Genomic DNA, 20,696 nt, shown 5'->3' with positions numbered 1-20,696 from the left:
GCAACCCTGTTCGCCGGACGCGATGACCGAATAGGACCGATTCCCCCCGGTTGACGGTCTGCTGGGGTTCCCCCGCCGCGTCGTCGCGTTCACCTGCAGACGAGGAGTTCGGCCGTGCCGGACGAGACCCTTTGGCCACCACCCGGCGGCCGACATCGCGCCTCCGGGATGACCGGGCCGACCAGGCGTTACGCGCTGATCGTGCTGGCCCTGGCGGTGACCTCGTCACTGCCCATCCTGGCCGCGATCGGTCCCGGCGCCGGGTCGGTCGGCAGCGCCCTGGCGGTCGACGAGCCGCTCGACACCACCCCGTTCATCGCGCCGCCGTCGCCGGGGCCGGTGGTGGTCATCCCGATCCGCCCGAGCCTGGCCGAGCCGCCGCCGCCCCCACTGGCCACCCTGTCGGCGCCGGCGGAGACCTCCCCGCGCCGCCCGCAGCGCCGCGCCGTCACGAAGCCGCACCGCACGAAGCCACACCGCCACGTCGCCGCGCACGGCGCGCCCGAGCGGGTGCACAGCCGACCCCGGGCCCGCGTCCGGCAGCCGGACGCCCGCGTCGAGCCCGCACAGCCGGCGCCGGCGCGCCGGAAAACGCGCGTGGTCCACCGGCGCAAGCTGTGGCACCGCCCGCCGGTGACACTCCCGCACCCGTGCCGCCACCGGCCACGCGGCGGCTTCTGACCGGTCTTCTAGCCGCGGGCGGTGTGCGTCTCCAGCAGCGGCGCCTGGCCGGGGCCGCACTCGTCCCACGGTCCGCCGTAGGCGTGTGCGGCCACGCCGCTGGTGCGCAGGTCGGCCCCGTTATCCGGGTCGAACAGCTCCGACGCCAGCGAGATCGACGGGTTGTGCCCAATGATCATGACGGTGTTGACCGCGTCGTCGACGCCCTGGATCAGGTCGATCAGGTCGGCCGCGTCGCCGTCGTAGACCTCGGCCCGGTAGTCGACCTCGGGCGACGGCGGGTTGTCGCCGGCGGCGTCGGCCATGCCCAGCGCGACACCGTGCCAGGTCTGCCGGGTGCGCTTCGAGGGCGAGCAGATCACCAGGTCGGGCCGGTAGTCACGGTGCGCGAGCCAGGCCCCGATCGCACCGGCGTCGGCATGCCCCCGCGGCGTGAGCGGCCGGTCGACGTCACCGACGCCCGCCGGCCGGTCGGCCTTGGCGTGCCGCACCAGCAGGATCCTGCGCTCGGTCATGACCATCAGCTTGCCTGATTGGCGCCAGGTCCACATGGGTAAGTCGGTCTGTGCCCGCCCGCTCGACGCACTATGAAGGAGGCGACCACAGTGGGCATCGGTGTCGGCATCTTCCTGATCGCAATCGGCGCGATCTTCACCTTCGCGCTCGACGTCAACGTGGGCTGGCTAGACCTCGACGTGGTCGGCTGGGTCCTCATGCTGGCCGGCGTCGTCGGCCTGATCCTGACCACCTGGTTCTGGCAGAGCCGCAAGCGCACGACCGTCGTTCGCGACACCCGCGCCGCGACGCCCTCGACCTATGGCACTCCCGCACCGCCCGCACCCCCGGTGCAGGGTCGGGTCGAGGAATACCACGAGGTGCGGCGCGACGACCCTGGCTACTGACCCTCCCCTGAAAGGTGTGGCCCCCCGCTCCGGCGGGGGGCCACTCCCGTTTGTCAGGCGGGAGCGAACAGCGCCAGGTAGATCGCCACGTGGTGGCAGATCGCCGCGATCAACGTGCAGGCGTGGAAGAACTCGTGGTGCCCGAACACGGTCGGCCACGGGTTGGGGCGGCGCAGGGCGTAGAAGACCGCACCGACCGTGTAGGCCACGCCGCCGGCGAGCAGCAGCAACAGGCAGGCCAGCCCGCCGTTGCGGAAGATGTCGGGCAGCACCGCGAGGGCGACCCAGCCGAGCGCGAGATAGAGCGGCGCGGAAAGCCACCGCGACCCGTGCGGCCGCAACAGCTTGAGCGTCACCCCACCCACGGCGCCGGCCCAGACGATGCCCAGGATGATCGTCGCCGTGCGGGTCGGCACCAACAACACCATGAACGGCGTATAGGTACCGGCGATGAAGATGAAGATCATCGAGTGATCGAGCCGGCGCATGATCTGGTAGCCGCGCTCCGACCAGACCCGCCGGTGATACAACGCGCTGGTGCCGAAGAGCGCACAGACGGTGACGCTGTAGACGATGCAACTCACCAGCGGCGACCAACCCGGCCGGGTGGCGGCGATCGAGCAGAGCACGATCCCGGCCACCACGGCGACGAAGAAGGCGTACGCGTGCAGCCAACCGCGCATGCGGGGTTTGCCTAGGTCCACCGGCCGCATCCGGGATCGGGTTGACGTCGTCACTGGATCAGGCTACCTACCTGGGCTGATAGCAGTCTGGCAGTCCTGTGACCCGGCGCCCCTTCGAGTGGTCGACAATGGAATCCGTGCGCATCCACCCGGTCGGCGCGACCGCGCTGCTCCTGGAATGCCCGCCCGCCGAGGTGGAGGCATGGCGCGCGGAACTCTGGCGCCGCCGCGCGGCGGGCGACCTGACCGCGACCGAGATCGTCCCCGGCGAGCGCACGGTGCTGCTCGATGGCGTCGCCACGCCGGCCGAGGTGATCGCGGGCTGGGCACCGCCACCACCGGCCAGCGACGTCTCAGTCGAGATCATTTCAATCCCCATCGTGTACGACGGCCCCGACCTCCCCACCATCGCCGCCCTGTGGTCGATGCCGGTGCCCGCGGTGATCTCTCTACTCACCGACACCGAGTTCCACGTGGCGTTCTGCGGCTTCTCTCCTGGTTTCGGCTATCTGACCGGCCTGCCGGCCTCGCGGGCCGTGCCCCGGCTGGCCTCGCCCCGCACGTCGGTGCCCGCGGGGTCGGTCGGCCTGGCCGGGCGCTATGCGGGCATCTACCCGACGGCGTCGCCGGGCGGCTGGCAGCTCGTCGGTCGCACCGACGTCGCCCTGTTCGACGTCGACCGCGACCCGCCCGCCCTGCTCACCCCCGGCACGGTGGTCCGATTGGTGGCGGCGTGACGGCGGTGCCGACGGGTGGTCCGGCTGGTGACGGCGTGACGGCGGTGCTGGCGGTGGTCCGCGCGGGTGCGCTGACGACGGTGCAGGACCTTGGTCGGCCCGGCTACGCCCACCTCGGCGTGCCGCGGTCCGGCGCCCTGGACCTGCCGGCGCTGCGCCGGGCCAACGGCCTGGTCGGCAATCCGGCCGGCGCCGCGGTCCTGGAGACCACTCTCATGGGCTGCGCGTTCCGGCTGCCGGAGGGCGGCCTGGTCGCGGTGACCGGCGCGGCCGCCGAGGTCACCGTCGCCGGGGTCCCGGTCTCTCGCGACGTGGCGGTCAACGTGCCGCCCGGTGGGCTGGTCGAAATCGGCCGGGCGACGGCTGGGGTCCGCTCTTACGTCGCGGTCGCCGGCGGGATCGCGGTTGCGCCGGTGCTGGGCAGCCGATCGACGGACACCCTCTCCGGGCTCGGCCCGCCGCGCCTACGTAATGGCGACCTGCTTCCGCTCGGTCAGCCGGGCAGCGCCGACCCGGCTGCGGCCGGGGAGGACGTGGCCGGGCCGGACGTCACTTGGGCGGCCTCGGCCGCTGACAGGCTCCCATCGCCGCCCGGCGCACCGGTCGCCGAAACCGACGCCGGCTCATCCGGTCCGGCGTCGGATTTCGACGGCGTCATCGTGCTGCCGGTTCGGCTCGGGCCACGGGACGCCTGGTTCACCCCGGAGGCGGTGGAGACGCTGCTGACGACGGCGTACACCATTAGTCCGAATAGCAACCGGGTCGGCGCGCGGCTGGCCGGCGCGGCCCTGGCCCGCGCGGTGGCCGGCGAACTGCCCAGCGAGGGCGTGGTGCTCGGCGCCGTTCAGGTGCCGGCTGACGGGCAGCCACTGATCTTCCTGGCCGACCACCCCACCACCGGCGGATATCCGGTGATCGCGGTGGTCACCGACGTAACCGCACTGGCCCAGGCCCGTCCGGGCAGTACCGTCAGATTTCATGGACCTCAACGCTGACCTCGCCGAAGGCTTCGGCATCTGGCGGCTCGGCGACGACGACGCGCTGCTCGACGTGGTCACCTCGGCCAACGTCGCGTGCGGCTTCCACGGCGGCGACCCGGTCACGATGCGTCGGGTCTGCACGACCGCGGCCGCGCGCGGCGTCGCGGTGGGTGCCCAGGTGAGCTACCGAGACCTGGCGGGCTTCGGGCGGCGGCGGATCGACTACGCGTTCGACGAGCTGCGCGACGACGTGATCTACCAGATCGGCGCCCTCGACGGCTTCTGCCGGGTGGCCGGGATGTCGGTCCGCTACGTCAAGCCACACGGCGCCCTCTACAACGTCGCCGCCGTCGACGAGGCCCAGGCGGCGGCGGTGGTGGCGGCGGTCCGCGACTACGACCGGACGTTGCCGGTGGTCTGCTCGCCCGGCTCCACGCTGGCCGAACTCGCGGTTGGCGCCGGCCTGACCATCGTGACGGAGGGCTTCGCCGACCGCGCCTACGAGCCCAACGGCAACCTGGTCTCCCGCACCCAGGCCGGCGCGGTGGTCACCGACCCGGAGGCTGTAGTCGCCCGGGCGGTCCGCCTGGCCCGCGAGGGCACCATGGTGGCGGTGGACGGCTCGACCATCCCGCTGCGGGTGGCCTCGATCTGCCTCCACGGCGACACACCCGGCGCCGCGGAGCTGGCCCGCCGGGTCCGCGACGGATTGACCGCCGCAGGCGTGACGCTGGCCCCGTTCGCAAGCCGACCCGAAGCCGTCTAGGCGTCAGACCGCTGCGACTGACGCCAGCCCGCGTTGGCCGCAACCGCGGTTGGCCCGGCCACCAGCCGGCCAGAGCCGGAGTCCGGGCGCGGCACGGGCAACGCAGGCCGCGCCCTCACGATCATCGTGACGGGCGCCGGGACTCCACGACGGGGTCTGGGCTTCGTTGAAGCCGCGACGACCGACAGGAGAAGGCCTTCGCAGGCCACGTCTAAGCGCAGGCCACGTCTAAGCGCAGGCCCCGTCCAAGCGCAGGCCACGTCTAAGCCGAGACCGCCGCTTCCGGACTCGGGCGACGTCGGATTCGGGCCAGCCGCGTAGGGGCGTCAGCCCTCGTCGAGGCCGCGCAGCACCAGGGCGACCCGCTGGCCGCCGTCGGACGCGATTTTGATCGGCACGCCCCAGTCCTGCCGGGTCAGGTGGCAGGCCGCGTGCTCGACGTCGGCGTCGCAGGTCGCCGCCTGCGCGACCACCTGGAGCACGCCGCCCTCGACATCGCCCGAAACGACCAGCCGGCGGCGCAGTTCGGTGGTCGCACCGGCACCTTCGACCAGCAACTCCGGCGGCGACGCCGAGACGGTCAGTCGGGTTGACGGGCCGAACTGCTCGTCGAGCTTCTGCCCCGGCGCCGGCGTGAAAATGATGTCGAGGGTGACCTCACCGGCCGCGACCAGGGTCGGCGGGCGCTCGGTGCGGTGTCGCGTGCCCGGCGCGGTCGAGCCGCCGGCGGCGCTCAGCGCGCCCGGCGCCAGCGCGGTCAGCCGGTGCGCGGCCGACTCCACGACCAGGACGTCGCCGTCGGCGGTCACCACGATCCCGCTCGGCTCGGCGAGCCCGTCGGCGACCGTCGAGACAGCGTTGCCAACTGGGTCGTAGCGGCGTACGGCGCCGTTGTAGGTGTCGGCCACCAGCACCGAGCCGTCGGCGAGCGCGCACACCCCGAGCGGATGCTGGAAGAGCGCCTGGTCGGCCGGGCCATCCATGTGGCCGAAGTCGAAGAGGCCCTGCCCCACCGCGGTGTGCAGCACGTCGTCTTCGACGTAGCGCAGGGCGCTGGTCTCGCTGTCGGCGATCCACAGCCGCCGGCCGTCGGCAGAGGTGGACAGGCCCGACGGCTGCGCCATCCAGACGTCGGGCAACGCACCGTCGCGGAGCGCCTCGACCGTCGTGCCGGCGTGGATGCCGGTGGTCCGCTTGATCGGGTCATACCACCAGAGCTGGTGGATCCCGGCCATCGCGACGATCAGCTGGTCGCCGAACCAGGCCACGTCCCACGGCGACGACAGGTCGCTGGCCAGGGCGTCGTGCGCGTGGTCGTCGACGGTCGACCGCCACTGCCGCCCGGTGCCGGCGATCGTCTCGACCTGGCCGGTCGCCAGCTTGAGGCCGCGCAGCAGGTGGTTGACAGTGTCGGCGACCACCACGTCGTAGCCGACGGCCTCGGCCACCTCGGCCGGCAGCAGGCACAGCCCCTGCGGCTCGGCGAACTCGGCGACGTCGGGCCCACCGTCGGCGCGCCCCCGGGTGCCGGTGCCGATCCGCCGCACGACCGTCTCACCGTCGGCGGCGAGCTCGACGATCGAGTGCCGCGACGAGTCGGAGACCAGCACGTTGCCGCTGGGCAACACGACGGCCTTGCCGGGGAAGCGCAGCGTGGTGTTGGGCTCCTCGGGCGCCACGTAGGGACCGGAGCCCCGGTGCAGCGTGCCCTTGGCGTCGTGGGTGGCGATCAGCTCGTCGATCAGCCGCATCAGCCCTTCGGCGTGCCCCTCGCCGGCCATCGTGGCCACGACGTAGCCCTCCGGGTCGACCACGGTCAGCGTCGGCCAGGCCTTCGCCGCGTATTGGTCCCAGGTGATCAGCTCCGGGTCGTCGAGCACGGGGTGGTCGACCTCGTAACGCTCGACAGCGGCCCGCAACGCCTCCGGGTCGCGCTCGTGCTCGAACTTCGGCGAGTGCACCCCGATGACGACGAGCACGTCGCCGTATTTCTCCTCGAGCGGCCGCAGCTCATCGAGCACGTGCAGGCAGTTGATGCAGCAGAAGGTCCAGAAATCGAGCAGAACGATCTTGCCGCGCAGGTCGGCGATCGTCAGGTCCTTGCCGCCGGTGTTGAGCCAGCCACGGCCCTTGAGCTGAGGCGCGCGTACGCGAGGAGTCACCCACCAATCCTGCCAGCGGGTCGGTCAGAAGGCCTCTTCGGGGAGGTCCATCAGGTCCAGGGTGGTGCCCTCGACGATGCGGCGGTCGGCGCCCAGTCGGGGCAGCACCTCGCGGGCGAAGAAGCGGGCCGCCGCGACCTTGCCGGCGTAGAAGGCGTCCGGGCCCTCGGCCAGCTTGCGCAGCGCGACCTCGGCCTGCCGCTGGAGCAGCCAGCCGACGATCAGGTCGCCGACCGCGAGCAGGAACCGGCGGCTGGCCAGGCCGACCTTGTAGACCGCGCGCGGATCGGAACCCGCCTCGCCGAGCCAGCCGGTCATCGTCCCGAGCATCGATTGGGCCTCGCCCAGGGCCTTGCCCAGCGCGAGCCGCTCTTCCTTGAGCTGGCCGTTGCCGCCCTCGGACTCGATGAACTGGCCGATCTCGCCGGCCACCGCCAGCAGCGCCACACCCTGGTCCTTCACGATCTTGCGGAAGACCAGGTCGAGGCTCTGGATCGCGGTCGTGCCCTCATAGAGGGTGTCGATCTTCGCGTCGCGGACGTATTGCTCGAGCGGGTAGTCCTGGAGGAAGCCCGAGCCGCCGAAGGTCTGCAACGACTCGGAGCCGAGCAGCTCGTAGGCGCGCTCGGAGCCCAGGCCCTTCACGATCGGGAGCAGGAAGTCGTTGACCCGCTTGGCCAGCTTCTCCGCCTCGGCGTCACCGGACGCCGCCGCCAGCTTGATCTTGTCCTGCCAGGAAGCCGTGTAGACGACCAGAGCGCGCATGCCCTCGGCGTACGACTTCTGGAGCATCAGCGACCGGCGGACGTCGGGGTGGTGGCTGATGGTGACCCGCGGCGCGGCCTTGTCGCCCTGGCGCAGCAGGTCGGCGCCCTGGACCCGGGACTTCGCGTAGTCGAGCGCGTTGAGGTAGCCGGTCGACAGGGTCGCGATGGCCTTGGTGCCGACCATCATCCGGGCGTACTCGATGATCAGGAACATCTGGCGGATGCCCTCGTGGACGTCGCCCATCAGCCAGCCCTTGGCCGGGGCGCCGTGCTCGCCGAAGGTCAGCTCGCAGGTGTTGGAAACCTTGAGGCCCATCTTGTGCTCGACGTTGGTGGCGTAGACGCCGTTGCGCTCGCCCAGCTCGCCGGTCTCCTCGTCGAAGTGGAACTTCGGCACGATGAACAGCGACAGGCCCTTGGTGCCGGGGCCACCGACGCCCTCGACGCCGACCGGGCGGGCCAGCACGTAGTGGATGATGTTGTCCGAAAGGTCGTGCTCGCCCGAGGTGATGAAGCGCTTGACGCCCTCGATGTGCCACGAGCCGTCGGGCTGCGGGATCGCCCTCGTGCGGCCGGCGCCGACGTCGGAGCCGGCGTCGGGCTCGGTGAGGACCATCGTCGACGACCAGCCCTTGTCGATGAACAGCTCGGCCCACTTCTTCTGCCGCTCGGTGCCCTCGCGGTGCAGGGTGGTCGCGAACGACGGGCCCGAGGCATACATCCAGATCGGGGCGTTGGAGCCGAGGATCAGCTCGGCGAGCGACCACCACAGGGCGCGCGGCGCCGACGTGCCGCCGAGCTCGGTCGGCAGGTCGAGGCGCCAGAACTCGGCGTCCATGAAGGTGTGGAACGAGCGGCGGAACGCCTCGGGCAGTGGCGCGGTGTGCGTCTGCGGGTCGAAGACCGGCGGGTTGCGGTCGCTGTCGACGTAGCTGGCCGAGAGGTCTTCGCGGGCGAACCGGTCGAGCTCGGCGAGCAGGTTGCGCGCGGTGTCGACGTCGAGGTCGGCGAACGGCCCCTGGCCAAGGACGCGGTCGACGCCGAAGACCTCGAAGAGGTTGAACTCGATGTCGCGCACGTTGCTCTTGTAGTGCGTCATGTGCCCGGCTCCCCGATCAGCGGCGTTGGTTACCCGTCGGTAACCCAGGTTATTACCTGCGAGTAGCCCTCACATAGAGGGACAGCCGGTGACCGGCGCCACAATACCCCCACCGTGGCGCCCCATTTGATGGCCTTTATAGCGTTATGGGGGTCGATATTGGGTGAAGTCAAGTCGGCGCGCCGACAGTCGCGTCACCGTAGCCGGTCGGAGGTCGTTTGGTGGTTACCCGCGCTCCGCTGGTGGAGCCCGACGCAGGAGGACCCGATGACTCTGGCCCATCTCGCTGACCTGCTGCTCAACCCCCGCGCCGGCTACGTCGGCCGGCACCGTGCGCCCGAGGCCGCGCGGGTCGTCCCGGCCGGCCGGGTGCCCCGGCTGGTGACCGCCAAACAGCCCTGAAGAGCGCGGCTACTCGCTGCCGACTTCCCAACTCGGGACGCTCGCGGTGGTGACCGGGCGCGGCCCGGCGTATTCCATCAGGACGACGGCGATGTCGTCATCGAGCCGCCCATGAACCCACTCGACCAGCGCCGTCTCGAGTGAAGCCAGACCGTCGCCGACCGTGCCGTGGCCGAGCAGCCGCCACGCGCGGTCGGCGATCGGGAAGAACTCGCCCTCCCGGCGCGCCTCGCCGAGGCCGTCGGTGAACAGCAACAGCCGGTCGCCGGGCTCGAGCCGCTCGACCCGCGGCCGGACGACCGGCATGAAGCCCAGCGGCGGGGCCGGCGCCGGTGGTTCGAGCGGGATCACCTCGCCCCGGCGCAGCAGCAGCGGCGCCGGGTGCCCGCAGTTGACGATCGTCAGCGTGCCGCCCCGCTCCTCGACCATCGCCGCCGTGACGAAGTCTTCGTCGCCGACGCTGCGCGCCACGGCGCGGTCCAGGTCGGCGACGATCGCGCGCAGGTCGGCCCGCTCATAGGCGACGTGGCGGTAGGAGCCGAGCACGATGCTCGCGGTGCGAACGGCGTCGAGACCCTTTCCTCTTACGTCGCCGATGATGATCCGCACGCCGTACGGCGTGTCGAGGCACTCGTAGAGGTCGCCGCCGATCTCGGCCGTGGCAGTGGCCGAGATGTAGCGGCCGGCCACGGCCAGCGAGCCCGTCTGCGGGCCGATCGGGCGGAGGACTGCCTGTTGGGCCACCTGGGCCAGTTTGGACAATTCGGCGATCCGGGTCGCCTGACGTTCCCGGATCACCGCGACCACCGCGGCGATCGCCGTGGCCAGCGCGACACCGGCGACGTTGACCCCGGTCGCGAGCGTCACGCCGCCCTTGGCGACCAGCGCGAACGCGATGCCGACCACGGTGGCGAGCACGCCGACGACGAGCACCATCCGCCAGGACGCGAACGCCGCGGCCAGGAACGGCGCGGCCGCGACCAGGCCCACGTAGTTGGCGTTGCTGCCGTCGGCGATCTCCACCGCGGACACGATCGCGAGCAGCACGACGGCCGCGCCGAGGCCGGCGCGGGATCCAGGGCTGAGCGGGCGGCGGCCCGCCGGGGAGAAACGCATGGGTACGCGGAACAGCATGCCTGATGGACGTGCGGTGTTGAACGAAGTTGGCCCCTCGTCCATCCGGTTCTGACCAACCCGGTCGGTCGTCAGCTCCCCAAAACCTCGTACTTGACGGTCAACTCGCCCAGGCCGAGGTCGGCGATCGTGCGGAACGCCGCCCGCGACAGGTCGAGGCACCGGCCGTCGACGAACGGGCCGCGGTCGTTGATCCGGACCACCACGGACTTGCCGTTGCTCGGGTTCGTCACCCGTACCCGCGTGTTGAATGCCAGGGTCTTGTGCGCCGCCGTGAGCGCCTCAGGGTTGAACGTCTCGCCGTTGGCGGTCATCTGGCCCTCGTCGTAGTACGAGGCGCCGCAGGTGCCGCTGCTGACCACCGAGCCGCCGGTCGCGGGCTTGGCCGTGGTCTTCTCGGGGGTGGCCTTCTTGGTGCTCGGTGCCCGGACGCTGCCACGCGAGGCGTGCTCGGCGGTCTTGCTCGGGGTCGGCTTGGGTTTGGTGGTCGCGGACGGTGTCGGCGTTGGTGTGGTTACTGTCGGTAACGTTGCCTCAGGGGTCGACACCTCCGCCGTCGACTGTGGGACGTCGATCCGCCCAACCGTCGACGCGGCCTTCTCCTCAGTCAGTTTCATCGCTCCAAAAGCGCCACTGACCAGCAACGCCAGCACCACGACCGCGGTCGCTAACGGTCCGAACAGCGAACCGCCGACCGGTTGCCTGGTATGCCTACCCGCCACGATCTCTGGCTCCTTCCACAGGGGGTGAACCGTGGCGGACCGTACCGAGAGTGGCACGCCGGATGTCAACGTGATCATTCGCTTTCGTCCGAATATGGACGGAAACGTTCAACCGATCGACTGACCCTGCGGTGGGCCGTGGGTGCCGGTGTGCAGGATGGTTGCCGTGGCCACTTCACGACCGCTGCGGGACCAGTCGCTGCGCGCCGCCCTCGCCGAGGCGTTCCACTGGTTCGACCCCGGCGCGCACAGCGACCACCTGGTCAGCGACGTGTCTGGTTGGTGGCGTTCACCGGACCTGTTGGCGTCGGTCGGCCCGGCTCTCGCCGACCTCTACGCCGACGAGGCACCGACCCTGGTCATCTCGCCGGAGGTGACCGGCTTCCTGGTCGGGCCACTGGTCGCGGTCGCGCTCGGGGTCGGTTTCGCGCCGGCGGTCAAGGACGGTGGCGACCGGCAGTTGGTCGACCGGGTCACCTGGGCCCGCACGCCGCCGGACTATCGCGGCCGGGAATTGCGCTTGGGGGTACGCGAGCGGCAGATCCGTGCCGCCGACCGGGTGCTGGTGGTGGACGACTGGGTGGCGACGGGCGCGCAGGTCCAGGCGCTCTACGACGTGGTGGCGACGCGGGGTGCGACGGCCGTGGGTTGCGCGGCCATCGTGAGCGCCTGCCCGGCGCCGGTGGCCGAGCGGCTGCGGTTGCGTTCGCTGCTGACGGCGGCCGACCTGACCTGACATGTCCGTTGTGGAGCGCGGGGCCTCGGCATCGGCTGTTCGCGCTGGTAGGGCTAGCTACCACCCGGGTAGGTCCCAGACGGGTATGGCGCTATCTGCGATATTGCAGATTGGCGTCTACCGGAGAGCGAGGTTTCCCGGGTCCAATAGATGCGGCAAGAGCTTCGGCCAGGTTAGGCGGGCCCTGGTCAGAGCCGTGGAAGAACAGAGCCGCCGGCGCGCGGTCCCGACGATCCGGCTTCGCGAGATCGCGCGCTGAGCTGCCCCACACGGCGCCGAGGGTGGACCGGCCCACCCTCGGCGTCTCAAGGTTCCAATCTGCGATATGGCAGGTTGCAGGATCCCGGTGAGGTAGCTCGCCGTGCATAATGTGCGTGACACGTGCGTCCGGCAGACAGGCGTAACCCGGACAACTTACGCTGGCAGCGACGTCACTGCCCGAGCGACAGCAGACAGCGACACGGCAATGTGCCGTACCCGCCCGACGCACGCTCTTAGCGGACAGGAGAGCGCCTGACATGGCCTCGAGCGACTCGCCGGCCGTCGCACGCCGTCGCGTGCGCCTCGCCGTTCGGCGCGCTCGCGAGGCCAAGGCGATCACCCAGAGCGACGTCGCCGAGGCGATGGAATGGTCGCTCAGCAAGGTCATGCGGATCGAGAGCGGCGAGGTCACGATCTCGCAGAACGATCTTCGACCCCTGCTCAGTTACCTTGGTATCAAAGACAGGGTCCAGGTCGAGTCGCTCGTCGCGTCCGCGAAGGTCTCCAAGCAGCGCAAGCAGTGGTGGGAGGCGCCGCCCTACCGCGAGCTGCTGACACCGTCGATGGTGCAGCTCATGGGCCTGGAGCTGGCGGCGAGCGAGATCCGCTACTTCTATCCGCTGATCGTGCCGGGCCGGCTACAGACGCCCGCCTACGCCCGCGCCGTGCTGGAGACCTTCAGCGGCGAGTTGCCCGAGGAAGCCATCGAGGCCCGGCTCAAGCTCCGCGAGCTGCGCCGGCAGAGCTTCCTGTCCGCACAGCAGACCGACGTGTTCGTGGTGCTCGACGAGTCGGTCCTTTTGCGCCAGGTCGGCGGCGCCCACGTGCTCCGCGACCAACTCGACCACCTGCTGACCCTGATCGGCGACCAACGCATCGCCGTACGCATCATTCCCTTCGTGGAGCAGGCGCCGATCCCCATGCTGGCGACCTACGAAATCGTCTACCTCGCCGACGGTGGCGAAGACGCGGCGGTGCTCCACCGGGAAAGCGATTTGCTCGACGAGATCGTCGAAGACAAAGAGAAGATCAAGCGGCATCGGGACATCTTCGACCGCATTTGGAATGGTGCGTACGACGAGTCAACCTCGGCGGGGCTCATCAAGGACCACGCCACCGCGCTGGTCTGACCGCTAGACATAACCACGAACGAAGGGCTTGCAAGTTGAACGAGTCGAGTGCGGCCATCTCCTGGCGCAAGAGCACCCGGTGCTCCTCCGGTGCCTGCGTCGAGGTGGCGGACGCGGAGGACACGGTGCTCATGCGTGACTCCAAGTCACCGGGCGGCGAATCGCTCGCCTTCCCGCGCAGCGTGTGGACCAGCTTTATGGTCGACATCAAAGAAGGACGATTCAGCGCAAACTAGCCTATGATCGTGAGCCGCGCTCTCATTGGCGGCTCACGATCCACAGCTTGCCAGCCCGCTCGGAATACAGCGCAATTCCCCGCACATTATGACATTCACCTTTGTTCCCGCCGTTCATTCACGTTCCCTGCATTACCGGGGTTGCTTACGCTATGCGTAGGTCACTACTAGGGAGCGTGACTATGTCCAACGATCAAGACCGGGTCAACTGGCTTAGTAGATGCTCGAACGGCGCGTGCGTCGAAGTCGGCGCGCTCGACGGTCGAGTGCTCGTGCGTGACTCGAAAGACCGTGAAGGGCCGGTCATGGCAGTCTCTCGCTCAGCGTGGAGCGAGTTCCTCGCCGGCATCCGCGAGGCCGAACCGCGCCGCTGAAGCGGCGGGCCGTCGTTCGCCCCGCGCGGCCGTCGCCTGGTTCGACGGCGAAGTCAGTGCAAATCCGTCGCGGCACAGGTCAAGGCGTTCGCTCCGACACCGTCGTCGGCAACCACGCCTTGACCGCCGCCGCGCGGGTCGTACCCTGTCGATGGGCTTGCATCGAGAGGGGTCGTCATCGAGACCACCGTCTGCGTCGTGGGTGGCGGGCCCGCGGGCGTCGTTCTTGGACTGTTGCTGGCGCGGCAGGGCGTCGAGGTCACCGTGCTCGAGAAGCACGCCGACTTCCTGCGCGACTTCCGCGGCGACACCGTGCATCCGTCGACGCTGACGCTGCTCGACGAGATCGGCCTCGGCACGGCGCTCGCCGGCCGGCCCGGCCGGAAGGTCGACTCGCTACGGGCGACCTTCGACGACGGGAGTGTTCGGCTCGCCGACTTCAGCCGCCTGCCGGGCGGCCACCCCTACGTGCTCTTCCTGCCCCAGTGGGACTTCCTCGACGTGCTCGCCGACGAGGCGTCGAAGCTGCCGACCTTCACGCTGCTCCGGTCGACCGAGGTGGTCGACGTGCTCCGCGACGGCCCGCGGGTGGTCGGCGTGCGCACCGCCGACGGCGGCGAGGTCCGGGCCCGGCTGACCGTGGCGTGCGACGGCCGCGGCTCGGTGGTCCGCCAGCGGCTCGGCCTGCGGCCACGCGAGTTCGCCGCCCCCATGGATGTGCTCTGGTTCCGCATCTCCCGGCAGGCCGACGACCCGCCCGGGCTCGACATGCGGATCGGCGCCGGCGGCCTGATGCTCTGCATCGACCGGGGCGACTACTTCCAATGCGCGTACGTGATCGCCAAGGGCGGCTACGACGAGGTGCGGGCCGACGGACTCGACGCGTTCCGGGCCCGGGTCGCCGCACGGGCGCCGGCGCTTGCCGACCGGGTCGGCGAGCTGACCGACTGGGCCGACGTGCGGCTGTTGACAGTCCAACTCGACCGGTTGCGGCGCTGGTCGGTGCCGGGCGCGCTGCTGATCGGCGACGCCGCGCACGCGATGTCGCCGATCGGCGGGGTGGGCATCAACCTGGCCGTGCAAGACGCGGTGGCAACCGCGCGGATCCTCGGCCCGGCGCTCGCGGCCGGCCGCCTCACCGACGCCGACCTCGACAAAGTGCGGCGCCGGCGGCGCTTCCCGACCGTGGTCACGCAGGCCGGGCAACGGCTGGCACAACGCCGCCTGGTCGATCCGCTGCTGCACACGACCGGGCCGGTCAAGGTGCCCGCGCCCCTTCGCCTGCTCGGGCGGACGCCGATGCTGCAACGACTCGCGGCGCGGATCGTCGGCCTCGGCGCCCGCCCGGAACACGCGTCTAGCTGAAAAACTCCCGCAGCACCGGTGCCAGCGCGTCGGGCGACACGTCGTGGGTCTGGTCCGGCAGTTCGCGGTGCGTCGCGCCGGGCACCGCGGCGGCCGTCGCCTTCACCGCCGCGCGCAGGTTGTCGGGGCTCGCCGCACCGGCGACGACCAGGGTCGGCACGGCGATCGCGGCGGCGGCAGCGCGCGGCACGGCGGCGTCACCCAAGACGGCGTTGTCGTAGGCCAGCGTCGGCGCGACCGCCTCGAAGACCGGCCAGAACGGCTGGCCACGCAGCCCGGCGACGGCCTCGGGCGGCATGCCGATGGAGGTCATGAACAGCGCGATCGCATCCCCGTCGCGGCCGGCCGCCAACGCCTCGTCGAGACCTACCGTGTAGGCGCGGCTCCATTCGCCGCCGTCGGTCTCGGAGATGAACGGCGGCTCGAAGAGCGCCAGCCGGGTGAAGTCGACGCCCGCGGCGGCGGCCCGCAGCAGCAGGGCGGCGCCGGACGAGATGCCGAAGCCGTAGGCACTGCCGCCGGCCTCGGTGACCAGGGCACGCAGGTCGTCGACCTCACGCTCGACGGCGTAAGGCAGGGTGTCGCCGCTCTCGCCGCGGCCGCGCCGGTCGTACGCGTACACCGTGAAGCTGTTCTGCAGTGCGTCGGCGAAGCCGCGCATCGGGCCGGACCCGCGGTAGCACATCGCGCCGTCGATCAGGATCAACGGCGGCCCGCTGCCGCTGCGCTCGTAGGCGATGGTGGTGCCGTCGGTGGAGGTCACGGTGGTCATGGCGTGATCCTTTCGAGGTAGGCCGCGAAGCGGTCGAGGCTGGTCTTGAACCCGGCCTGCGCCTCGGCGGCGCGGAAGGCGGCCGGCACATTTGTCTGATGGGTGACCACCTCGGTGCGGCCGTCGCCGAGCGAGTGGAAGGTGACGGTCGTCTTCATGCCGCCGCGCGACTCCGGCTCGATCCAGACCAGCCGGTGCGGCCGCTCGACCTCGACGTAGGTCGCCCGCATCGTGTAGCTGCTGCCGTCGCCCTCGTTGACCATCGTGGTCTCGAAGGCGCCACCGGGCCGCAGGTCGACGACGATGCCGTCGAGCGGGGTGGTCGTGCCGGTCGGCCCCCAGAAATGGGTCAGGTGCTGTGGCTGGGTCATGCAGTCGAAGAGCAGCTCGGGCTCGGCCGCGTGGACACGGCGGAAGGTGAGCTCACCGGTGTCGGTCATCGGGCCTCCTTTCGGGGTCGCAGCGTCGCGAGGTGCTCGTCGAGCCGGTCGTAGCGGTCGGCCCAGACCTGCCGGTGCTCGGCGATCCAGCCGGCCGCGGCGTCGAGCCGGACAGTGTCGAGCACGCACGGCCGGGCCTGCGCGGCCCGGGTGCGCTGCACCAGGCGGGCGTTCTCCAGCACCTTGATGTGTTTGGAGACGGCCTGCTGGCTCATCGCGAACGGTTCGGCGAGTTGGTTGACGGTGGCGTCGCCGCGGGCCAGCCGCTCGAGGATGGCGCGGCGGGTCGGGTCGGCCAGCGCGCCGAAGACCAGGCTGAGCTCGTCGGTGGGCACGTCTCCGACCCTATCCACAACTCATCGGTTGTGCAACCGCCTAGTTGTGCTCGCGACCATATGGAAGGATCGACGGCGATGAGCCTCCTGGTGCACGCGTACGTCCGCGGTCCGGCCGGTGAGATGGTGTTTCTCGATGGCCCGCCGGGATCAGACCTGGCCGGCCCGACGTCGGCGCGCACCGGCATCTACGGCGCGCCGTGCGTGGTGGCGCTGGGCGCCAGGATGCTGCCGCTGCTGGCGACCGAAGACGTCTACGCCGAGACCGGTGCGGAGTTGGACGCCCTCGACGCCGACTGCGCGCTGCTGCTCGACAACCTGGGCTATGTGTCGGCGTCGGTCGGTCGGGAGCCGGACTTCATCGAGCGGCGGGTGCGCAACATCGTGCTGGCCATCGCGCGGGCGCGGTCCGCCAGTGGCGCCGTGGTGATCTGGTGAGCGCTTAGGTCTGGTATTCCTTCCACAGCACCATCCGCTCGCGCAGGTCGAGGAACTCGCCGTCGGCGTTGAAGGTGCCGTCGCCGTTGTGGTGGAAGGTGCGGTGCTCCTGGCGCCGGGTGTTGACCCAGACCTGCTCGGCGTTGAGGAGCACCAGCCCGCCGTAGTCGCTGACCAGCGAGTCATCGAGCACGGTGCACTCCACATTGGCCAGACACTCGTTGACCAGCGGCGCCGCGACGCGGTCACCGTCGCCCGGGGTGAGCCCGAAGTGGTCAAACTTGTCGACGTCGTAGCCCGAGCAGTTGCCGATGTCGACCACCTTCTCCGCCAGGTCGACGCCTGGCACGCCGATCACGCATTCGCCGGTCTCGGCGAGCGACCGCTGCGAGAAGTCGCCGGGCGAGATGACCGCGGCCAGCACGCCCTCGTGCGAGACGACCATGTGGAAGCCGACGGTCATCAGGTCGGTGCGGCCGGCCTTGTTGCGGGTCGAAACCAAGATCGTCGGACCTGATTCGAGTACGCGGTAAGCCTTGTCGCCGGGCAGCCGGCGGATCGATTCGACCATGGCGATACCCCCAGCCTCGACCTTAGGCCGGGCTCGGCGCACCGGGTCACGTCTGACCACACTGTTGTCGTACACCATCATGATGTGCCTCTAGACAATGGTGTGTGGCACACACTATCGTGTAACCCATGCCAACCGATGAGATCCTGCGGATCCACCTCCAAGAGCTGCGCAGGGGCACCGTCGTGGTGGCGAGCCTGGTCGCGTTGCGCCGACCCGACTACGGCTACGCCCTGCTGCAGCACCTGACCGACAACGGCTTCCCTGTCGACGCCAACACGCTCTACCCGCTGCTTCGCCGGCTGGAGGAGCAGGGGCTGTTGACCAGCGAGTGGAACACCGAAGAAAAGCGACCGCGCAAGTTCTACCGGACCAGCGACGAGGGCGAGACGGTGCTGACCCGCCTGCTCACCGACATGGCCGACGTGCAGACCTCCATGACCGCACTGATCGAAGGAGTGGACCGATGACCTCCCTGACCGACCGCTACGTCGGCGCGACCCTGCGCTCGGTTCCCGCCCAGCGCCGGGACGAGATCGCCGCCGAGCTGCGCGGTTCCATCGAGGACATGATCGAGGGCCGCACGTCGGCCGGCGAGGATGCCGACGCGGCCGAGCGTGCGGTGCTGACCGAGCTCGGCAACCCCGCTCAGCTCGCGGCCCGCTACAGCGACCGCCGGTTGCAGCTCATCGGCCCGACCTACTACCTGGTCTGGGAGCGGCTCCTCAAGGTGCTGCTCAGCTCGGTGCCCGCGACCGTGGGTGTGGTGGTCGGCCTGGTGAAGGCGGCCGACGGTGAGCCGGGCGAGGCGGTCGGCGCCGGCATCTCGGCGGCCATCCAGACCGGCGTGCAGATCGCCTTCTGGGTCACGCTGGTCTTCGCGATCCTGGAGCGCACCAACACGGCGCTCAACCTGCCGGAGTGGACGGTCGACCGGCTACCCCGCGACCACCCCAACCGCCAGATCACCCTGCCCGACACCGCCGCGGCGATCGGCTGGCTCGTGCTGGTGATCGCCTACCTGCCGATCCAACACTTCTGGTCGTTCATCCCGGCCCGCGACGGCGGCGGAAGCGTGCCGCTCCTCGACCCCGCACTGTGGAGCTTCTGGCTGCCGTTCCTGATCGTCGTTCTGGTCGCCAACCTGGCCGTGGAGGTTGTTAAATACCGGACCGGTCGCTGGACCTGGCCCCTGGTCGGCGCCAACGCCCTGGTCAACAGCGCGTTCGCCGTCCCGGTGTGCTGGCTGCTGCTCACTGATCGCTTGCTGAGCCCCGAGTTCGTGGCCCGCTTCGAATGGCTCAGCCAGCCCGACAACCTCGACACCGTCGCGAACGTGTCCGTCGCGGTCACCATCCTGACCGTGCTCTGGATCATCATCGACAGCGTCGTGCGGTTCCGCCGCAACCCCGCCTGAGCCTTCCTTTCGCTGCGGCCCTGGTCCTCGGACCGGGGCCGTTGCGCGTAGTGTGCGGGGTCATGGCCGCTGAGGTGCACGACGATCACGTTCGCCTCTGGGCGGGTGACACCTCGGCCGGGGAACCGGTCTTCGAGATGGTCCCCGCCGAGCACCTGGGCGGCGCGCGCTATCGGTTGCTCGGCACGCCTGGCCTGGCCCTCGGCTGCGCCGCTCGCGACGTGGTGTCCGTGGCCCCCGACGGACGTCTCGAGGTCGATGAGCGCGGCGGAAACGTGGCAGCGGTCGCCTATTTGCAGCCGGAAGCCCGATCCAGTGCCGCTTTGGACACCCTGCGAACGTCGATGGAGCCACTCGGCGCGCTGGTGGAGTCGCCGCCCGACCTGCACTTCCTGGTCGTGACGGTCCCGGTCACCGCCACCTTCAACGCGATCGAGGGTGCTCTGACGACCTGGTCCGAGTCGACCCCGGGCTCCTCCTGGTATTTCGCCAACGTCTTCGACGCCGACGACAAGCCCCTCAACTGGTGGTAGACCCGGACTGGTTGGCCGACACGCGCAGGTCCTACGACACGGTCGCGGCCAGCTACGCCGACCAGGTGCGGGGTCTGCTGGCTTCGTCGCCCTACGAGCGCGCGATGCTGGGCCTGTTCGCCTCCCTGGTGGAGGCTGGCGGTGGTGGCCCGGTCGCCGACGTGGGCTGCGGACCGGGTCGTCTCACGGCTTACCTGCACACCCTCGGGGTCGACGCCTTCGGGACCGACCTCTCGCCCGAAATGATCTCGATCGCCCGGCGCGACCATCCAAGCCTGACGTTCTCGGTGGGCTCGATGACCGACCTGGCCGTTGAGGACTCCTCGCTCGGCGGGCTGGTCGCCTGGTATTCGCTGATCCACATCCCGGACGACGAGGTGGCGACGGTCTTCGCACACTTCCACCGCGTCCTGCGCCCCGGCGCCCCGCTGCTGCTGAGCTTCCACGTCGGCGACGACACGCGGCTGAAAACGGAAGGCTACGGCGGCCACCCCATGAAGGTGCACGTCCACCGCCGCCAACCGGATCAGCTCGAGTCGTGGCTGGGCGAGGCCGGCTTCGCAACCGAGGCACGAATGACCCTGGCCTCCCCCGAAAGCCGCCTCGGCGGAATCCTCTTCTCCCGCCGCTGAGGGGTGCCCAACATACCAAGGACGGTATAATCTGGGTCTGTGCGGCGCTACGCCATCGAGTTGGAGCCAGAACTACGCGACTGGCTCGAGACGCTGCGCCTCACGGAATACGCGAAGGTCGAGGCGATGGCGGACATCCTGGCCGAGCGAGCGGAGACGCTCAGCGAGCCATACTCGCGTCACCTCGGCGGCAAGACCCGCGAGCTGCGGTTCCACCTCGATAGATCGTCCGTGCGGATCAGCTATTGGCTTGCTCCAGCAGCAAGGGTGGTGCTGTTGACCGTGTTTCAAAAGACCCGCCAGGTGCAGCGAGCCGAAGTCATGCGGGCGATCGCCGCCCAGCAAACCTGTGAAGCAGGGCATGAGGACCACGCGCCGGCAACCGAGGTCTACGAACGGAAGTGGCAATGAGCACGGTGGA

General features: G+C 70.2%; 27 protein-coding genes. 17 read left to right on the top strand and 10 right to left on the bottom strand.

Annotation, left to right across the window (positions count from 1 at the left end; translation table 11 throughout):
- The first annotated feature begins 114 nt into the window (after window positions 1-114).
- Entirely contained in the window at window positions 115-681 is a 567-nt protein-coding gene (locus DFJ67_RS12190) for a hypothetical protein (RefSeq protein ID WP_147315497.1), read from the top strand.
- Between the two features lie 8 nt (window positions 682-689).
- Here the strand turns inward: DFJ67_RS12190 and DFJ67_RS12185 are convergent, their stop codons facing one another.
- Window positions 690-1,196 (bottom strand): SixA phosphatase family protein, encoded by a 507-nt coding sequence (locus DFJ67_RS12185; protein ID WP_116076090.1) that lies wholly within the window; start codon window positions 1,194-1,196, stop codon window positions 690-692.
- A 90-nt stretch (window positions 1,197-1,286) separates the two neighbouring features.
- Between DFJ67_RS12185 and DFJ67_RS12180 the strand changes: the two genes are divergently transcribed.
- The gene (locus tag DFJ67_RS12180) at window positions 1,287-1,583 is read left to right on the top strand and encodes a DUF6458 family protein (RefSeq protein ID WP_116067982.1); all 297 of its coding nucleotides are present in this window, start codon (window positions 1,287-1,289) and stop codon (window positions 1,581-1,583) included.
- Between the two features lie 53 nt (window positions 1,584-1,636).
- On the opposite strand, the gene trhA is transcribed toward DFJ67_RS12180, so the two are convergent.
- Window positions 1,637-2,320, bottom strand: coding sequence for a PAQR family membrane homeostasis protein TrhA (gene trhA / locus DFJ67_RS12175; RefSeq protein WP_116067981.1), 684 nt, complete (start codon window positions 2,318-2,320; stop codon window positions 1,637-1,639).
- Window positions 2,321-2,403: 83 nt separating this feature from the next.
- Between trhA and DFJ67_RS12170 the strand changes: the two genes are divergently transcribed.
- The 3 genes from DFJ67_RS12170 to DFJ67_RS12160 are packed head-to-tail and all read left to right on the top strand — an operon-like array spanning window position 2,404 to window position 4,749.
- Window positions 2,404-3,003, top strand: a complete 600-nt coding sequence (locus DFJ67_RS12170; RefSeq protein ID WP_116076088.1) for a 5-oxoprolinase subunit B family protein — start codon at window positions 2,404-2,406, stop codon at window positions 3,001-3,003.
- Window positions 3,000-3,998 carry a 5-oxoprolinase subunit C family protein gene (locus tag DFJ67_RS12165; protein WP_239097352.1) on the top strand — a complete coding sequence of 333 codons (999 nt, stop codon included), beginning with the start codon at window positions 3,000-3,002 and terminating at the stop codon, window positions 3,996-3,998. The genes DFJ67_RS12170 and DFJ67_RS12165 overlap by 4 nt, the downstream gene beginning before the upstream one ends.
- The gene (locus DFJ67_RS12160) at window positions 3,982-4,749 is read left to right on the top strand and encodes a LamB/YcsF family protein (RefSeq protein WP_116067980.1); all 768 of its coding nucleotides are present in this window, start codon (window positions 3,982-3,984) and stop codon (window positions 4,747-4,749) included. Before DFJ67_RS12165 ends, DFJ67_RS12160 begins: the two co-directional genes overlap by 17 nt.
- Before the next feature lie 326 nt (window positions 4,750-5,075).
- Here the strand turns inward: DFJ67_RS12160 and DFJ67_RS12155 are convergent, their stop codons facing one another.
- Both DFJ67_RS12155 and DFJ67_RS12150 read right to left on the bottom strand, forming a co-directional pair.
- A complete protein-coding gene (locus tag DFJ67_RS12155) occupies window positions 5,076-6,911 on the bottom strand; it encodes an NHL domain-containing thioredoxin family protein (protein ID WP_116067979.1) in 1,836 nt (611 codons plus the stop codon).
- Window positions 6,912-6,935: 24 nt separating this feature from the next.
- A complete protein-coding gene (locus DFJ67_RS12150) occupies window positions 6,936-8,777 on the bottom strand; it encodes an acyl-CoA dehydrogenase (protein ID WP_116067978.1) in 1,842 nt (613 codons plus the stop codon).
- A gap of 267 nt (window positions 8,778-9,044) precedes the next feature.
- Between DFJ67_RS12150 and DFJ67_RS44345 the strand changes: the two genes are divergently transcribed.
- A complete protein-coding gene (locus DFJ67_RS44345; protein ID WP_275407674.1) occupies window positions 9,045-9,179 on the top strand; it encodes a hypothetical protein in 135 nt (44 codons plus the stop codon).
- A gap of 9 nt (window positions 9,180-9,188) precedes the next feature.
- Here DFJ67_RS44345 and DFJ67_RS12145 read toward each other — a convergent pair whose 3' ends face one another.
- Both DFJ67_RS12145 and DFJ67_RS12140 read right to left on the bottom strand, forming a co-directional pair.
- Entirely contained in the window at window positions 9,189-10,313 is a 1,125-nt protein-coding gene (locus tag DFJ67_RS12145) for a PP2C family protein-serine/threonine phosphatase (protein WP_116067977.1), read from the bottom strand.
- Window positions 10,314-10,384: 71 nt separating this feature from the next.
- Window positions 10,385-11,035, bottom strand: a complete 651-nt coding sequence (locus tag DFJ67_RS12140) for a septal ring lytic transglycosylase RlpA family protein (protein WP_170215814.1) — start codon at window positions 11,033-11,035, stop codon at window positions 10,385-10,387.
- 157 nt (window positions 11,036-11,192) lie between these two features.
- Between DFJ67_RS12140 and DFJ67_RS12135 the strand changes: the two genes are divergently transcribed.
- The 5 genes from DFJ67_RS12135 to DFJ67_RS12120 all read left to right on the top strand — a co-directional run bounded on the left by DFJ67_RS12135 (window position 11,193) and on the right by DFJ67_RS12120 (window position 15,137).
- Window positions 11,193-11,771, top strand: a complete 579-nt coding sequence (locus DFJ67_RS12135; RefSeq protein WP_116067975.1) for a phosphoribosyltransferase family protein — start codon at window positions 11,193-11,195, stop codon at window positions 11,769-11,771.
- Window positions 11,772-12,289: 518 nt separating this feature from the next.
- Entirely contained in the window at window positions 12,290-13,162 is an 873-nt protein-coding gene (locus tag DFJ67_RS12130) for a helix-turn-helix domain-containing protein (RefSeq protein ID WP_239097350.1), read from the top strand.
- Between the two features lie 35 nt (window positions 13,163-13,197).
- Window positions 13,198-13,398 carry a DUF397 domain-containing protein gene (locus tag DFJ67_RS43770; protein WP_239097349.1) on the top strand — a complete coding sequence of 67 codons (201 nt, stop codon included), beginning with the start codon at window positions 13,198-13,200 and terminating at the stop codon, window positions 13,396-13,398.
- Between the two features lie 182 nt (window positions 13,399-13,580).
- Entirely contained in the window at window positions 13,581-13,772 is a 192-nt protein-coding gene (locus DFJ67_RS12125) for a DUF397 domain-containing protein (RefSeq protein ID WP_116067974.1), read from the top strand.
- Window positions 13,773-13,949: 177 nt separating this feature from the next.
- Window positions 13,950-15,137: an FAD-dependent oxidoreductase gene (locus DFJ67_RS12120; protein WP_116067973.1), complete on the top strand. Its 1,188-nt coding sequence runs from the start codon at window positions 13,950-13,952 to the stop codon at window positions 15,135-15,137.
- Here DFJ67_RS12120 and DFJ67_RS12115 read toward each other — a convergent pair.
- The 3 genes from DFJ67_RS12115 to DFJ67_RS12105 are packed head-to-tail and all read right to left on the bottom strand — an operon-like array spanning window position 15,130 to window position 16,684.
- Window positions 15,130-15,909 carry an alpha/beta fold hydrolase gene (locus tag DFJ67_RS12115; RefSeq protein ID WP_116067972.1) on the bottom strand — a complete coding sequence of 260 codons (780 nt, stop codon included), beginning with the start codon at window positions 15,907-15,909 and terminating at the stop codon, window positions 15,130-15,132. The genes DFJ67_RS12120 and DFJ67_RS12115 overlap by 8 nt on opposite strands.
- Window positions 15,906-16,349, bottom strand: a complete 444-nt coding sequence (locus DFJ67_RS12110; protein WP_116067971.1) for an SRPBCC family protein — start codon at window positions 16,347-16,349, stop codon at window positions 15,906-15,908. The genes DFJ67_RS12115 and DFJ67_RS12110 overlap by 4 nt, the downstream gene beginning before the upstream one ends.
- On the bottom strand, window positions 16,346-16,684 hold the full coding sequence (locus DFJ67_RS12105; protein WP_116067970.1) for an ArsR/SmtB family transcription factor: 339 nt from the start codon (window positions 16,682-16,684) through the stop codon (window positions 16,346-16,348). Before DFJ67_RS12105 ends, DFJ67_RS12110 begins: the two co-directional genes overlap by 4 nt.
- A gap of 78 nt (window positions 16,685-16,762) precedes the next feature.
- On the opposite strand from DFJ67_RS12105, the gene DFJ67_RS12100 reads away from it, so the two are divergent.
- Window positions 16,763-17,122, top strand: coding sequence for a hypothetical protein (locus DFJ67_RS12100; RefSeq protein WP_116067969.1), 360 nt, complete (start codon window positions 16,763-16,765; stop codon window positions 17,120-17,122).
- 4 nt (window positions 17,123-17,126) lie between these two features.
- Here the strand turns inward: DFJ67_RS12100 and DFJ67_RS12095 are convergent, their stop codons facing one another.
- Window positions 17,127-17,693, bottom strand: coding sequence for a flavin reductase family protein (locus DFJ67_RS12095; RefSeq protein WP_116067968.1), 567 nt, complete (start codon window positions 17,691-17,693; stop codon window positions 17,127-17,129).
- Between the two features lie 128 nt (window positions 17,694-17,821).
- On the opposite strand from DFJ67_RS12095, the gene DFJ67_RS12090 reads away from it, so the two are divergent.
- The 5 genes from DFJ67_RS12090 (at window position 17,822) to DFJ67_RS12070 (ending at window position 20,686) form a co-directional block, all read left to right on the top strand.
- Window positions 17,822-18,163 carry a PadR family transcriptional regulator gene (locus DFJ67_RS12090; protein ID WP_116067967.1) on the top strand — a complete coding sequence of 114 codons (342 nt, stop codon included), beginning with the start codon at window positions 17,822-17,824 and terminating at the stop codon, window positions 18,161-18,163.
- On the top strand, window positions 18,160-19,110 hold the full coding sequence (locus tag DFJ67_RS12085) for a permease prefix domain 1-containing protein (RefSeq protein WP_116067966.1): 951 nt from the start codon (window positions 18,160-18,162) through the stop codon (window positions 19,108-19,110). The genes DFJ67_RS12090 and DFJ67_RS12085 overlap by 4 nt, the downstream gene beginning before the upstream one ends.
- 62 nt (window positions 19,111-19,172) lie before the next feature.
- Window positions 19,173-19,643, top strand: a complete 471-nt coding sequence (locus DFJ67_RS12080) for a DUF4265 domain-containing protein (RefSeq protein WP_170215813.1) — start codon at window positions 19,173-19,175, stop codon at window positions 19,641-19,643.
- Entirely contained in the window at window positions 19,637-20,275 is a 639-nt protein-coding gene (locus DFJ67_RS12075) for a class I SAM-dependent DNA methyltransferase (protein WP_116067964.1), read from the top strand. The genes DFJ67_RS12080 and DFJ67_RS12075 overlap by 7 nt, the downstream gene beginning before the upstream one ends.
- Before the next feature lie 39 nt (window positions 20,276-20,314).
- Window positions 20,315-20,686: a type II toxin-antitoxin system RelE/ParE family toxin gene (locus tag DFJ67_RS12070; protein WP_116067963.1), complete on the top strand. Its 372-nt coding sequence runs from the start codon at window positions 20,315-20,317 to the stop codon at window positions 20,684-20,686.
- Window positions 20,687-20,696 lie beyond the last annotated feature (10 nt).

The organism is Asanoa ferruginea, assembly GCF_003387075.1.
GTDB lineage: Bacteria > Actinomycetota > Actinomycetes > Mycobacteriales > Micromonosporaceae > Asanoa > Asanoa ferruginea.
The sequence above is the reverse complement of the archived record's forward strand: the minus strand, read 5'-3'. Positions and strand labels throughout refer to the sequence as shown.

Coding starts and splice junctions, on each gene's coding strand:
- DFJ67_RS12150 (WP_116067978.1), bottom strand. CDS start 8,777: ATGACGCACTACAAGAGCAACGTGCGCGACATCGAGTTCAACCTCTTC.
- DFJ67_RS12110 (WP_116067971.1), bottom strand. CDS start 16,349: ATGACCGACACCGGTGAGCTCACCTTCCGCCGTGTCCACGCGGCCGAG.
- DFJ67_RS12130 (WP_239097350.1), top strand. CDS start 12,290: ATGGCCTCGAGCGACTCGCCGGCCGTCGCACGCCGTCGCGTGCGCCTC.
- DFJ67_RS12090 (WP_116067967.1), top strand. CDS start 17,822: ATGCCAACCGATGAGATCCTGCGGATCCACCTCCAAGAGCTGCGCAGG.
- DFJ67_RS12125 (WP_116067974.1), top strand. CDS start 13,581: ATGTCCAACGATCAAGACCGGGTCAACTGGCTTAGTAGATGCTCGAAC.
- DFJ67_RS12095 (WP_116067968.1), bottom strand. CDS start 17,693: ATGGTCGAATCGATCCGCCGGCTGCCCGGCGACAAGGCTTACCGCGTA.
- DFJ67_RS12115 (WP_116067972.1), bottom strand. CDS start 15,909: ATGACCACCGTGACCTCCACCGACGGCACCACCATCGCCTACGAGCGC.
- DFJ67_RS12085 (WP_116067966.1), top strand. CDS start 18,160: ATGACCTCCCTGACCGACCGCTACGTCGGCGCGACCCTGCGCTCGGTT.
- DFJ67_RS12100 (WP_116067969.1), top strand. CDS start 16,763: ATGAGCCTCCTGGTGCACGCGTACGTCCGCGGTCCGGCCGGTGAGATG.
- DFJ67_RS12145 (WP_116067977.1), bottom strand. CDS start 10,313: ATGCTGTTCCGCGTACCCATGCGTTTCTCCCCGGCGGGCCGCCGCCCG.
- DFJ67_RS12080 (WP_170215813.1), top strand. CDS start 19,173: ATGGCCGCTGAGGTGCACGACGATCACGTTCGCCTCTGGGCGGGTGAC.
- DFJ67_RS12185 (WP_116076090.1), bottom strand. CDS start 1,196: ATGACCGAGCGCAGGATCCTGCTGGTGCGGCACGCCAAGGCCGACCGG.
- DFJ67_RS12135 (WP_116067975.1), top strand. CDS start 11,193: ATGGTTGCCGTGGCCACTTCACGACCGCTGCGGGACCAGTCGCTGCGC.
- DFJ67_RS12160 (WP_116067980.1), top strand. CDS start 3,982: ATGGACCTCAACGCTGACCTCGCCGAAGGCTTCGGCATCTGGCGGCTC.
- DFJ67_RS44345 (WP_275407674.1), top strand. CDS start 9,045: ATGACTCTGGCCCATCTCGCTGACCTGCTGCTCAACCCCCGCGCCGGC.